We start from the raw sequence: 12,205 nt of genomic DNA, 5'->3' as shown, positions 1-12,205 counted from the left end.
CTTATCCGCCAATCACAATGGTTCCGGGTTCAAGGGTGCCAAGAACCGGAATGTGATCCAGCGTCAGGGTACAGTTGGCCGCTTCACCGTTGATTTTGGTATTGGCAATATCCAGAATACCGGTGATACCCAACAGGCGACTTTCAACCTGACTGATACGCACCACAAGGGCTTCATCCTGATCCGCCCAACTTTCGGCCAGTTCCAAGAAATACCCATTGATTGCTTCCGTAACATAGGCGGAAACATCATCCCAACTCCAATCCCGCTGATAGTACAAATCGAAGGAAAGGTTGATGGTATCTTCTCCAACGCCTTCCACCCTCACCACATGGCCGATGGGCGCAATGCCCACACCTTCACCGGCGTTCTGAAGGGGATCAACTGCGGTCTGCACCTGATCCACAAGGGTTTCCGAAGGCTTCTTGAAGGAACTGTTGATGATAACCAGCTTGACGGTTCCGCCCACGGTCAGTTTGTTGTTGGCTCCCGCCGCATACACGGAATCCAACCACGCCTTGATTTCCTCGGACACACCGGAAAGGCCGCTGATCCAAGTGTCGGTTCCCGTGGGCGGAATCAGCTTGGACGGGTTCAAATCGCTGTTCCAAACCCGATAAACCTTCACGCCGCCAACGCCGGGAATGGCGTTCACCTTTTCCAGATAGTCCGCACGGTTGCCGCCGAAGGCTTGGGCGTTCAGGCTGTCCATATACCGCTGTCTGAAAACCTCGGTATCTTCTTCATCTTCACCGGGGATCACCACAGCGGAAATGGTACAGGTTTCCAGCCCTTCCACATACTCAATGGGGATCACCGTTCCGGTGTAATCGTTCCCGGCTTCACCATCGGTTTCACAGGTGATTTCATAGTTGCCGCTTCCACGATCAGCCGAAACATAATAGTTCAGTTCCCCGATAGAAAAGCGGGTATTCATGGGAAGGTGCAAGCTGGTTGGCGTAATCGACAACTGCAACACGGCGGGGCTTGCCGGTTGCGGTGTCAGGCCCCTTTCTGCCGCCCTCAAAATCAAATAAGGGCGGGTTGCGGTGTCCGCAAAGGTTTCATTCAGCACCGTATCAAGGGCAATATAAAGGTTCTGCAATTCCACGGCGGCGGGGGCATCACCGCACCAAACCAGCGAACCTTCACGGGTGTCCAAATTGCCATTGATGGAAAGCGCCTTCTGAAGCATCCGGGAAAGGATTGCTTCATAGGTCTGTGCTTCATACATCAGATTTCAACCCCCAATTCTGCATTGATTTCACCAAAAATGCTGACCACCGTGAAGGTAGTCAGCACTTGTTTTTTGTTCACCGTAAATTCAAAGTTTTGAACTGCCGTGATTCTATCATCCTGAAGCAAGGCTTCACGAACCCGGCGTTCAATTTCGGGAATACAGTATTCCACATCCTTCCCGATCAGGTTATGAAGTTCAACCCCATAATCCCAAGAATGAATCAGCCATTCATAGCGTTCTGTGTTCAGAATCAGGAACACCGCCTGTTCCACAGCTTGGATTTCATCAATGGTGCCAATGATGGTCAGGGTGTTGTGGTTCATCCTGAATGTTCGGCTTGGAAGGGTTTCAATGGTGAAATCCTGTTTAATATCGTCCTGCACTTGTGGAATCATCATCAATCCCCCTTTACCCGGTCAATGACCACAAATTTTTTGCCTTGCTGAACCCGAACCAGAAGCACCTTTTCACCGGCCTTCAAAGCGTTGTGAACCTTGAAGGTCTTTCTGCCAACATAGGCGTGTTTGTGGGCTTCATAAGCCGCCGCACCGGAACCACCGCCTTTTTCTTCCGTGCTGTGGTTCACCGTCATATCAACTTCAAAATCAGTCACATTCCGTGTCAGGATCAGCATTTTGGAAGTGTAGATGGATTTCTGATCCACCTGAATTTTCAGGGGTGAAGCGGAAAGGACGGTTCCAAACAGAATGTTCACCGGTTTCCCGGCTTCCACCGCTTCCACCGCCGCCCGTTTCACCACTTCAACAGGATTAGGCAATAAATTCACCCCCGATCAGGTCAAGTTCCATCATGTGTTCATCACCCTTGAATGTATGGGTGACTTTGTTCACCACCATGTAATTGTTGGTGACAATATCGCCAAGGTTCAGGGCAACCACCACGGCGCTTCCAGCACGAACCCGCACATCTCCAAAGGCGTTCTGAATGGTCAGCTTGCGGGTTTTCTGATCATACAGTTTCAACAGGGCATCCGCCTTGGCGGAAGCGCCGGTTTGTGTCTGCACTTCCTCAAAATACTGAAGAACACCCCATTGGTTCATTTTCTCCCCGTCCTGTGCAATGAACAATTCCCGCTTGCCGGTTTTTTCATTGTTATAGGCCAGTTTGATTTTGTTGTAGGTCTGTTCATCAATACTGGATTCATAGCTGAAGTTTTCACCGGTTTCTTCATCAATCAGAAGGTTCAGCTTCATAGAATTGATGTTCTTCAAGGTCAGCTTCCCGGCATCATCGTACAAAACATAAAGCTGTTTGGTATTCATCAGGGTTTCATCAAGGGCGTTCTGAATCATATCAAACAGAGTTTGGTTTTCTTCCACGATGGTTTCAAGGGTATATCCGGTATCTTCCACCGTGCCAAGGTTCAACCGGAAATCGGTTGCAAGCCGCTTCAGAAGGTCGGAAGCCTTCAGCCCTTCTTCTGTGATGGTGTCCTTATTCTTCAGGTAACGAAGCTGATCATAGGCGGTCACGCTGATTGTGCCGCCTTTGTCACGCTTTTTCTTGAACACAAAGCCATAGAACATGGCGGTTCCGTTCACAGTCAGCTTCACCGGATCACCTTCAGCAAAGTTCAGCCCCGGCCCCTTCACCACGGTAAATTCCAGCTTTCCGGGGGTTCCCTTGCGTTCCAAGGTCAGCCGTGCGCCTTCCTCGACAACGGGGAATTGAATGGTGCTGTTATGCTGGATGAACAATTCAACTGCCAAACGGAATCACCCCTTTCAGGAAGGCAAGGTAAGAACCTGACCGGGATAAATCAGGTTCGGGTTCTTGATCTTGTCTTTGTTCAGATTATAGATTTTCGTGTAATCGGCTCCGTTGCCCAACTGCTTTTTGGCAATGTTCCAAAGGCAATCCCCCGCCTTCACCGTGTAGGTGGCCGCTTTCGGGGCGCTGGTGGTTGCCCTCGGTGCCGCCTGAACCGTAGCCGTGGAAGTGGCCCCGGAAGTGGCGGCGGGTTTGATGGTAACGGTTTTTGTTCCATAGGCTCTGTACTGCTTCAGGTTCACTTTCACCTTTACATCAAAGCCTTCATCCACATCATCAACAATTTCGTAAGTTTCAAGGCCCACGGTCAGGTTGGTGAAGTGATACATTCCGCCACCGGGCTTCTGCCGGTTCAGGATAAATTGGAACGGGGATTTGCTCACCTTCAGCCTTTCAAACAGGGAAAGGTAATAGGCGGCGGTCTGCGCTCCGCCATTGGTAAAGGGATAGGACACTTGGGGAAGCAACAGTTCAAAGGACACATCAGACAGGCCAGCGGCCTTCAGAATGTTGATTTCTTCCCCGTTGATCAAGGTCATGGTCTTATTCTGGTTGTTGATCTTGACCGTCACCTTGGAAGGGGTGATGGGCATAAGCACACCGGAAATATACATCTTGTACGCCATTACTCATGCACCCCTTCCTCGGAAACATCCAGCTTTTCAGCAAAATCATTGGCCCAAGCATCCATGATTCCATCAAGATCGGTGTCACCGGAAATATAGTTGTTGTTGGTCTGTTCAACCTTAACTTCAGCGGTGGTGAACCGGTTGATTGCTTCCCGCTCCGCAATGTCACGAAGATACTTCAAATCTTCTTCCGTAACATCCAAAGCATCAGCGGTGGCCGCTGTGTTGTTTGCAATATCACCGGTGTTCCCGTAAATATCATCAAGGCTGTTGCCAAGGTTGAAAGCATCCATGGCATCAGCGCCCATAGAATCCAAGGCGGAAAAATCGAACATCCCGGAAACCTTGTCCGCCACGCCATCACCCCAAGCCGAACCAGAAGCAAAAGCATCAGCGGCCCAACCATCCTTGAAGGTGTCGAAGGTGGACATTCCTTCATTGAAGGCATCGGCAACACTCTTGTATTCCTCCACATTGCCATAGGCTTCAGCGGATTTAGCCGCATATTCGCTTGCTTTGCTGGTGATACCGGAATAATCAAACTCGACAAAGGGCAACTTGTTCAGGGCTTCACAGATACCGGCCACAACGGTAAGGGCGGTGGAAAGAAGGTTGTAAAACCATCCCTGAACATTGGAAATGACATTGTGGAAGGCCGTTCCGATGTTGGAAGCACAGGCCCCCAAAGCGTTCCAGATACCCAAGGCGATATTCGCCACGGACAGGCCAAGATTTTGGAAGAAGGCGATCACCACCATGATTCCGCCGCAAATCACGCCGAAGCCGCTATTGGCAACACCGGTGAACTTTGCAACCGCCGCACAAGCCGCATAGATAGCCGCAATCACGGCGATAATCAGAAGGATGATCCATGTAAGGGGGCAAGCCAAAAGCGCCGCATTTAGGCCCTGCTGGGCCACAGTAGCCGTGAAAGTGGCTCCCGCTTCCATAGCGGTTGCCGCCGCATGAACGGCCTTGGCGGTTGCCTGAATACCCATGATGATATTCGTTGCCAGCGCCACACCGTTATAGATCAGCATAGCAGCCACAATGCCCATGATAATAGGCTGAATCCAACTCCAATTATCCACCACCACGGAAGCAATGGAAATCAGAATATCCAGCACCGAAGAAGCGATATTGGCAACCCCGGCAAGGCCATTGATCAGGGCCGTGGTCACTTGCTGGAACTTGGAACTGTTGGCAATCTGATTGATTTTAGTCAGGATCGGGGCGAACATGGAAAGGGCCTGATTCTTCATCCCGGCCCAAATCTGCGCCCAAGTCTTGGGCATGGAATCGAACTTTGCGTTGGTTTCGTCCGCCATAGCAAACATGGCGTTCTTCACCACTTCAGCCGTTACCTTGCCTTCCTGTGCAACAGACTTGATGGAACCTTCCGCAATGCCCATATATTTTTCAATGGCTCTTGCGATACCCGGCGCACCGTCCAGAATGGAATTTAGTTCTTCACCACGAAGCGCACCCGCCGCCATTGCCTGTGTCAACTGGATCATGGCGTTGCTTTGCTCTTGGGCCGTAGCACCGCCAATAACGAACTGTTTGTTCACCTGTTCCATGAAGGCAATGACCTGATCCATATTGCCACCGAAGGCGTTACCGGCGTTCAGGCCAAGTTTGGCAACGGCGGAAGCGGTATCAAAGTAAGCGGATCGGGAACGCTGGGCGGAAGCCATAATCTTCTTTTCCAGTTCTTCCACGGAACCGCCATCATCCACCAGCAGATTCAACCGGGCCTTGGTGCTTGCCAATTTATCCGAAATGTTCTGCACCTTATTGATCCCGACGATACCACCAGCGGCAACGGCAATTTTCTTGATGGTGGACAGAAGTCCATTGGCGGAATTGTTACCCCCACGAATGGAATTATTGAACTTTTGCTGTTCATTATTGGCGTTCCTGATATTTTCTTCAATGGCATCAAAGGCGGTTCCCGCTTTCGCCCATTCTTCACGGGCTTCCCGGATTGCCGCCGTGTCAACGGCTCTACCGGAAGCCTGTTGCATGGATTCAAAGGTGTTCAGCACAACACCCATAGCCTTGTGCATACTCTGAAGGGGGCTGGTAACACCATCATAAAGGGCAATAGCGGTTCGGATAGTTCCCACAGGGATCACCACCTTTCTTGGAGAATGGCCGGGGCCTTAATGGTGTCGGCCCCGGCGCTGTTTGCGTTCAATTTCCTTCTGCTTCTTCTTTTCAGCTTCCACCCGAACATCAATGGCCGCAATGATGAAGGCCCGTTCACGGCGGGGCAAAGCATAAAAGGCGGAAGGTGTCAAATGAAGTTCGTGAAGGCAATAGTAAGCAATGTTCGCTTCACCATCACCTTCACAGATTAGTTTTTTGCTTCATCAACCTCATCCTGCATGGTGGTATCAAAACCACACACTTCCTGAATCTTGGTCAGGTATTCGGCATATTCGCCGGGGGTCAGCATGGTTTTCAGAAGGGCATCAGCGCCCATGACCTTGTAGCTGTCCTGAAGTTCCTTATCATTCAGATTGGGGAACACGGTACAAGCCACGGCCAGCTTGCCAAGGTAAAGATCATAATCAGTTTCCTTCTGATACTGATTCTTCTTGCCGGGAACGGGAACACGCTTTGCACAGGACTTCCGAAGGGCTTCATCCTCGGTGCCGGTGATGGTCTTGATCTCCCAAGGAATGGGGTTCCCATCCTCACCCAAGAAACGCTTGGAAACAACAAACTTGATGTTCTCAACGGGAATGGCGTTTTCAGCCAGAAAAGCGGACAGGCTCATATAAATTTCCTCCTATATTTTTGATAAGAAAAAAGGCCCCGGCCCATACCGAAGTAAGGCCGGGGCTTGTGCTTACTGCATACCGGCCAGAAGGCTGAAGGTTTCGGGCAACTCGAAATCTTCAAAGGTGAAATCCATATCTTCATCCAAGTATTCCGCATCAGCATCAAACTTGGCAAGCAAGCCACCATCCATGTTGCAATCCTTCAGGATCACGGTCTGACGGCCCACAGAAGAAGTGGGATCTTCATTTGTCACCTGAATGTCAAAATAGACATCCTCGCCGGTGTCCTTATAACGCTTCATCAGTTCACGGAAGATGGAAGTGTTATAGTGGAAGGTTGCGGAACCCGTACCCTTCCAGCCGGTGGCCTTATTGCCCTTGCCGGTCTTGCCCAAAATGGGAACTTCCGTTTTGTTCTTCTCAAAATTGGCTTCAAGGTTGATAGCCTGCATGAAGTTATAACGGTTGTCCTCAATGGTCACGAAACATTCAGCCAAGGAAGCGGAAACAGCATCCTTGGCGTTCATAATGGTTCTATCCATGCTGTGTTACCTCCTTACTGCACATAGACGGTCATATAAAGCTGTTCCATAGCGTTCACGGGGGTTACATAGTCCGTAACCACCACGGATTTCTTGGTATCGCCCTTTTCAACCGTCACATTTTCGCCGCTGAAGTTCTCAATGGCCCGAATATCCTGAAGTTCCGTGTGGTGCTTCACAATATCGTTCCAAAGGGAAATCCGGCCAGCGGCATCATTGGGAACCTTGCCAAGATACTTCTTGCCGAACAGGACGGCAATATCATTGGCAATCTGATCCAGAACTCGGATGGTCTGGTTGCTGGAAAAATCGCTGGACTTTTCATCCGTGATGGAAATGAAGCTGTTAATATCCGTCAGGACACAAACCGCTTCATCCACACGATGGAACATGAAGGAACCTTCCTTGATACCGGCTTCAAGCTGGGTTTGCGTGAAATCGGTGTCCACATCGTATTCACCATCATAGGTCATGTTGGTGGCGCTCTTATTGACCGCCGTTCCGCCGATCACACCCGTAACCCAAGGGATCAGGGCGGTGGAAGTCTTGTCGGAAGTCAGGCCGTTCTTCACGCTCACAACGCCTTCATAGTCGGCCAGCTTGCGGAAAAGCACCACCTGAAACTTCTTGCCCACATCATCACGCATACGCTTTGCGAAAGCGGCGAACAGGGCCGTAACGGTGGCCTTGCTTTCCGTGCAACCCATAGCGTTGAAGGTATAGGCTTCCGCCTGATCCAGATAGGTCTGGTAATCAGAATCCGCCACCGTGCCATTGGTGCCGTTGGTCAGGGGCAAGGAAGCGGTCAGGGAAAGGGTTCCGCTGGACTTCCAATCCACATAATCATTGGCCTTCAGGTCGGTGATTGCGGCCACGCCTTCCTGAAGGTCAACCTGAACGGTTCCCAAGAAGGTTGCCACATCGAACAGGGGCTTCAGTTCGGTGGTGTTCTCATTGGCCGTGATAACGGTACGAAGGTCATTACCACGGGTGCCGGGGTATTTGGCCGTTGCAAAGGTGTTGGACGCTTTCACGCCGCTGGTGCCAAGGCGGAAGAAATGAACCGTTTTGGCGTGAAGGAAAATTTCACGCATCGGCTTCAGTTCATCCGCCGTGTACGCATAGCCGAAGATTTTCTGACTGTTCTTGATGAAGTCAGCCTGTTCCACCGTGAAAATCTTGCCTTCAGGCCCCCAATTCATGGCAAGGGGGATGGTGACAATGCCACGGTCAGAAAGGGTGGCGCTTGCCTGCGCCACGGAAATGAAGTTGATATACGCACCGGGCAGAACCTTGTTCTGCACCAAGAAGGTGCCGCCGCCAAGGGCCATATTAGTTCACCTTACCTTTCATAAAGTCATTGATCAGGCCATCAATCTGATCAAAGGTGTATTCCTTCCCATCTTCCAACAGGACAGACAGAAGATCACGCCTTTCGGCGTAACGCTTGAAGGTCAACACCCGTTCTTTGGGGAATACCACCGGGGCCGTGATGGTCGGTTCCTGCGTGGTGGTTTTCTTTCTGGTAGCCATTCAATCACCCTTTCTTTGGCTCCACAGTAGTTTCCAAGGTTTCCATTGCGGTTTCCTCGGTTTCTCTGCGAAGTGTCAGATTGTAGTTCACGAAGAAATGAAGAACCCCATCTTCCACTTCATAACTCATGGAAGTTCCGTGAAGCACATCCCCATTGGGAAGGGTGATGAACTCCAAACATTCCATCAAATCCCCGGCCATTGTGAACATTTCGGCGTTGTTCCGTCCGCTGGTGGAGAAATAATGAACATCCAACGGGTTCCGGTTCATATACCGGTTTTTCAGCAAAGGGGAAATGTCAGGCTTCAGGGCGGAAATGAAAAAACAAGGGATGGTAAACCCTTGTTCCACATCGTTCTGATAGATTTTGTACTTCCCTTCAAAGGCGGTGTTCAGTTTGATTGAAACACCTTTGATGATTTCATTGATCAACCGAACACCCCCTTCAAAGCGTTATACAACATATCATTCAGAACTTCCGGGGCCAGCACCTTCACTTCCTGTTCGGAAATGGTCAGCATAAACCGGCCCTTTACCCAACTGACCTTCAGGCTCTTGCCCAAAGCGGGAACATATCGCCCCGGCGTTTGCCGGTGGCCGTACTCCACATAGGACGCATAATCCAAGTTGTTGACCACGGTGATTTCATACACATCACCGTGTTTTTCAACCGGAAGGATCATCCACGCATCCCGCAACGAACCACCCCGATAACCGGCCCAATACCGATCCAGAATGGCACCGGAACGGGTAAGGAAAGATTTGCTTTTCCCGCTTGCGCCCTTCACCTTCACGGTCTTGGGTTCGTCAAAGGTAGGCTTTACGCCAACCGGGGTTCTTTTCTTCACCTTGTTCAGAAGGATTTGGGCAACCTGATTGGCGGCTTGTCTGCAAAGCTGATCCATGTCAGCTTCCGAAAGCTGTTGAAGGCGTTCGTCCAATTCCTTCAATTCCCGGTAATCACACCGGCCCCATCTTCCCATCAGGCCCACCCCCGGAAGGGTTCAAGCATGATTTCTTGATGGTTGGAAAATACCCCCGGTTCACCGGATCGGGTATAGGTGAAGGTTCGTTCTGTTTCGTTTGGCCGGGTAACAATGATTTTGCAACCAGCGGGGATTTTCACATCCGGGGAAATGAACAGCTTCACCACCTGTTGGATGGTTGCCACTTCATCCCCGCCCGTTGAAGTTAATGTTTCAAAAGACAGCTTGCACGGCTGATTTTCCAGAAGCGGCGAATCCTGAAAATCAGTCAGGTGGGTATCAGGATCGGTGACTTCCTCACGAATGAAGATAGAACACCGATCCTGCCACAACCGTTCCAAGGCGGTTCTTACGGCTTTGTTTACCATACCAGCCGCCTATAACGGTAGATTTCACTAATACGCCCGTTGATCAGATAATCAATCAGGCTGTTCAACCTTTGTTCAGGGGTTGAACTCCCTTCACCAAGGGCAAAGGTAATATTGGTATCGCCTTCCTGAATGGACTTCACCGCCGCCGCATCCAGATCAAACCCTTCAAGCTGTCCAGAACACTTCTTCATGTTCAGGTATTCGCCCACGGCCATAGAAACGGCCAAACTTTCCAACCCTTCCGGGATTTCGGAAAGGTTGGAAAGGTTTTTGATCCGCCATTGAACATTGTTCAACACAATATCCAACAGCGGATCATCAGCGGCCCCCGCCACGCCAAGGGCCGTCAGCATTGCAACCGCTTTATCACGCAACGGGGTTCACCGCCTTTAGCCACGGGAAAGAATCCGGGCAATGGGAATGGCCTTGTGGTTGATGTAAGAACGCTGACTTGCGGTGCCTTCACCGGAATGAACCAGCGTCCAGTTGCCGCCATTTTCCAGTTCAGCCGCCGTGGGGCTGGTGCTTGCCTGCGTTTTCTTCTCATAAGACAGGCCGAAGGGGGCGAAAACCTTACGCTGACGCATATACAGCAAATCTTCACCGCCGTTGGTCTTGGGATCACGGGCCATTTCATAGGGAACCTTGACGCCAATATCCTCATAAGAGAAAGCGCCATTGCCCATGGCATAGGTGGTGTACTGAACACCAGCGGCCACATAGTCACCCGCCGCAAGCGTCTTGGTGCCGAAATACGGCGTAACCTTAGACAGAAGAATTTCACCAGCGGCGGGCGTACCGGAAGCAACAATCTTCAAAGCGCCTTCACCACCGGATTCAGCGTCAAAGTAACCCTCAGTAACGGGCATCTGATCGGTGACAATCACCAACTTGCCGTTCCAAGTGCCAAGTTCCAAATCACGCTGAATCCCGTCCTTGTCGGTGTACTTCAGGCGTTCGATCAGGTTCAGGTTTTCAAGGCCGGTGGAAACATCACTATGGCAGAAAACCAAAGTGAACTTCTTCTTGTTCGCACCACAAGCCTTGTTTGCCGCCGTGTTCAGGGTGGTGGCGGTCATAGCACCGGGAACGATGGTGGTGTGCTTCTCCACAAATTCCTTGTTCTTGGCATCGGCGGTGGACATAGCGAAAATGCCCTTCAGGATGGAAAGGATGGTGGCTTCATCCAGTTCATCCTTGTACTGTGCAACCTGTTCGCTGATATTCGCCATGAAATCAACGCCACCGGTCACATCATAAGAAAAATCACGCTCTTTCCACGCCTTGGCACGGCCAACCACCACAACACCCTGTTCAAAGGTCTTGGTGGAAGTGGCGGTAATGTCAGTAGAACCGTCATAGTTCACAGCATCACCGTCAATCAGGCCACGCATGGCAATACGGGCGTAGGCGGTACCGTTCTGACCGCTGAACACTTCACGAATGTCAGGGTTTGCGGCCAGCGCACGGGATTTCTTGATTTCGTTCATGTTCAGGTTGGGAACACGGCCAACCATGTACTTGAACGCTTCAGCGTTGAAACTCTTGGAATCAAACTTAGTGTTAGGCATAGTTCAAAACTTCCTTTCTAAAAATAAGATTTGTAGGGGTGTCGGTTAATCCAACTTTGCGTCAGGGTGGGCTTCCAAATACTGACACAGTTCATCATAGGTCATTTTGGAAACATCATCACCAGCTGGGGGCGTATCACTCTTTTCACCGGGTTTGGCTCCCTTGAACTTCTTATCGGGGGCCTTGCTGTCAAACAGGAAAGCCGTGTCCTGACCTTCCACCAGCTTCTTGATCTCGTCACCCAAGCCCTTCACCGTGCCATCATCGGCCAGTTCAGCCTTGGCAAGAAAATCAGCCATCAGCGCTTTAACTGCGGTGTTGTTCTTTGCTTTGGCTCCGGTCAATGCCATATCAACAGCATTGCCGATCTTCAACGCCTTCATTTCAGCGTCATGGGCCTTTTTCTGATTGGCGTTGTCGGCCTGAAGCTGGGTAATCTGATCCTGAAGCGCCTTGGTGTCACCCGTGGACTTCTTCAGCGTTTCAAGCTGGGTGTCACGCTCTTTGATCGTGTTCTTTGCGTTGGTCAGTTCGGTGTTGACCTCATTGAAACGGCTTTTGGTGACAAAAGAACCGTTCAAGCCTTCCATAACCTTGTTGGCCTGTTCCTCGGTCAAACCCCATTCCAGCAATTTTTCCTTTGTCATAGTGATAACCTCCAAAATCCTTTTTTACCGTGGGTTAGGAACCACGATTTTATTTAGATTTCTGTTTACCGCCCACAAATCCAAAACGGCGATGGTATGAAAAA

General features: G+C 50.6%; 16 protein-coding genes. All 16 read right to left on the bottom strand.

All coding sequences use genetic code 11. The features are described 5' to 3' along the window. Position 1 precedes the first annotated feature (1 nt). The 16 genes from KQI12_RS08245 to KQI12_RS08170 all read right to left on the bottom strand — a co-directional run bounded on the left by KQI12_RS08245 (position 2) and on the right by KQI12_RS08170 (position 12,101). The gene (locus KQI12_RS08245) at positions 2-1,234 is read right to left on the bottom strand and encodes a baseplate J/gp47 family protein (protein ID WP_216572483.1); all 1,233 of its coding nucleotides are present in this window, start codon (positions 1,232-1,234) and stop codon (positions 2-4) included. Continuing rightward, on the bottom strand, positions 1,234-1,638 hold the full coding sequence (locus KQI12_RS08240) for a DUF2634 domain-containing protein (RefSeq protein ID WP_253290920.1): 405 nt from the start codon (positions 1,636-1,638) through the stop codon (positions 1,234-1,236). Before KQI12_RS08240 ends, KQI12_RS08245 begins: the two co-directional genes overlap by 1 nt. Then, a complete protein-coding gene (locus KQI12_RS08235) occupies positions 1,638-2,027 on the bottom strand; it encodes a DUF2577 domain-containing protein (RefSeq protein ID WP_371817995.1) in 390 nt (129 codons plus the stop codon). The genes KQI12_RS08240 and KQI12_RS08235 overlap by 1 nt, the downstream gene beginning before the upstream one ends. After that, positions 2,011-2,970, bottom strand: a complete 960-nt coding sequence (locus tag KQI12_RS08230; RefSeq protein WP_216572482.1) for a hydrolase — start codon at positions 2,968-2,970, stop codon at positions 2,011-2,013. The genes KQI12_RS08235 and KQI12_RS08230 overlap by 17 nt, the downstream gene beginning before the upstream one ends. 15 nt (positions 2,971-2,985) lie before the next feature. Continuing rightward, the gene (locus tag KQI12_RS08225; RefSeq protein WP_216572481.1) at positions 2,986-3,657 is read right to left on the bottom strand and encodes a LysM peptidoglycan-binding domain-containing protein; all 672 of its coding nucleotides are present in this window, start codon (positions 3,655-3,657) and stop codon (positions 2,986-2,988) included. Then, a complete protein-coding gene (locus KQI12_RS08220) occupies positions 3,657-5,717 on the bottom strand; it encodes a tape measure protein (RefSeq protein WP_253290919.1) in 2,061 nt (686 codons plus the stop codon). Before KQI12_RS08220 ends, KQI12_RS08225 begins: the two co-directional genes overlap by 1 nt. Positions 5,718-6,019: 302 nt before the next feature. After that, a complete protein-coding gene (locus tag KQI12_RS08215) occupies positions 6,020-6,445 on the bottom strand; it encodes a phage portal protein (RefSeq protein ID WP_216572479.1) in 426 nt (141 codons plus the stop codon). Positions 6,446-6,517: 72 nt separating this feature from the next. Then, the gene (locus KQI12_RS08210; RefSeq protein ID WP_216572478.1) at positions 6,518-6,991 is read right to left on the bottom strand and encodes a phage tail tube protein; all 474 of its coding nucleotides are present in this window, start codon (positions 6,989-6,991) and stop codon (positions 6,518-6,520) included. A 14-nt stretch (positions 6,992-7,005) separates the two neighbouring features. Then, complete coding sequence (locus tag KQI12_RS08205; RefSeq protein ID WP_216572477.1) at positions 7,006-8,322, bottom strand: phage tail sheath C-terminal domain-containing protein; 1,317 nt, start codon at positions 8,320-8,322, stop codon at positions 7,006-7,008. Position 8,323: 1 nt separating this feature from the next. Beyond that, complete coding sequence (locus KQI12_RS08200; protein WP_216572476.1) at positions 8,324-8,524, bottom strand: hypothetical protein; 201 nt, start codon at positions 8,522-8,524, stop codon at positions 8,324-8,326. A 4-nt stretch (positions 8,525-8,528) separates the two neighbouring features. Next, positions 8,529-8,957 carry a DUF6838 family protein gene (locus KQI12_RS08195; RefSeq protein ID WP_216572475.1) on the bottom strand — a complete coding sequence of 143 codons (429 nt, stop codon included), beginning with the start codon at positions 8,955-8,957 and terminating at the stop codon, positions 8,529-8,531. Then, complete coding sequence (locus KQI12_RS08190) at positions 8,954-9,475, bottom strand: HK97 gp10 family phage protein (protein ID WP_253290918.1); 522 nt, start codon at positions 9,473-9,475, stop codon at positions 8,954-8,956. Before KQI12_RS08190 ends, KQI12_RS08195 begins: the two co-directional genes overlap by 4 nt. A 32-nt stretch (positions 9,476-9,507) precedes the next feature. After that, on the bottom strand, positions 9,508-9,879 hold the full coding sequence (locus tag KQI12_RS08185; protein ID WP_216572474.1) for a hypothetical protein: 372 nt from the start codon (positions 9,877-9,879) through the stop codon (positions 9,508-9,510). Further along, a complete protein-coding gene (locus KQI12_RS08180) occupies positions 9,873-10,256 on the bottom strand; it encodes a hypothetical protein (protein WP_253290917.1) in 384 nt (127 codons plus the stop codon). Before KQI12_RS08180 ends, KQI12_RS08185 begins: the two co-directional genes overlap by 7 nt. 15 nt (positions 10,257-10,271) lie before the next feature. Continuing rightward, a complete protein-coding gene (locus KQI12_RS08175) occupies positions 10,272-11,453 on the bottom strand; it encodes a phage coat protein (RefSeq protein ID WP_216572473.1) in 1,182 nt (393 codons plus the stop codon). A gap of 45 nt (positions 11,454-11,498) precedes the next feature. Further along, positions 11,499-12,101 (bottom strand): phage scaffolding protein, encoded by a 603-nt coding sequence (locus KQI12_RS08170; protein ID WP_216572472.1) that lies wholly within the window; start codon positions 12,099-12,101, stop codon positions 11,499-11,501. Positions 12,102-12,205: the final 104 nt, after the last annotated feature.

This window comes from Pseudoflavonifractor sp. MSJ-37 (genome assembly GCF_018917965.1).
GTDB lineage: Bacteria > Bacillota > Clostridia > Oscillospirales > Oscillospiraceae > Pseudoflavonifractor_A.
The sequence above is the reverse complement of the archived record's forward strand: the minus strand, read 5'-3'. Positions and strand labels throughout refer to the sequence as shown.

Bases quoted from the DNA above. Each gene is read 5' to 3' on its own strand.
- KQI12_RS08210 (WP_216572478.1), bottom strand. From the start codon at position 6,991: ATGGATAGAACCATTATGAACGCCAAGGATGCTGTTTCCGCTTCCTTG.
- KQI12_RS08240 (WP_253290920.1), bottom strand. From the start codon at position 1,638: ATGATGATTCCACAAGTGCAGGACGATATTAAACAGGATTTCACCATT.
- KQI12_RS08185 (WP_216572474.1), bottom strand. From the start codon at position 9,879: ATGGTAAACAAAGCCGTAAGAACCGCCTTGGAACGGTTGTGGCAGGAT.
- KQI12_RS08215 (WP_216572479.1), bottom strand. From the start codon at position 6,445: ATGAGCCTGTCCGCTTTTCTGGCTGAAAACGCCATTCCCGTTGAGAAC.
- KQI12_RS08170 (WP_216572472.1), bottom strand. From the start codon at position 12,101: ATGACAAAGGAAAAATTGCTGGAATGGGGTTTGACCGAGGAACAGGCC.
- KQI12_RS08205 (WP_216572477.1), bottom strand. From the start codon at position 8,322: ATGGCCCTTGGCGGCGGCACCTTCTTGGTGCAGAACAAGGTTCTGCCC.
- KQI12_RS08220 (WP_253290919.1), bottom strand. From the start codon at position 5,717: ATGGGTGTTGTGCTGAACACCTTTGAATCCATGCAACAGGCTTCCGGT.
- KQI12_RS08200 (WP_216572476.1), bottom strand. From the start codon at position 8,524: ATGGCTACCAGAAAGAAAACCACCACGCAGGAACCGACCATCACGGCC.
- KQI12_RS08245 (WP_216572483.1), bottom strand. From the start codon at position 1,234: ATGTATGAAGCACAGACCTATGAAGCAATCCTTTCCCGGATGCTTCAG.
- KQI12_RS08175 (WP_216572473.1), bottom strand. From the start codon at position 11,453: ATGCCTAACACTAAGTTTGATTCCAAGAGTTTCAACGCTGAAGCGTTC.
- KQI12_RS08225 (WP_216572481.1), bottom strand. From the start codon at position 3,657: ATGGCGTACAAGATGTATATTTCCGGTGTGCTTATGCCCATCACCCCT.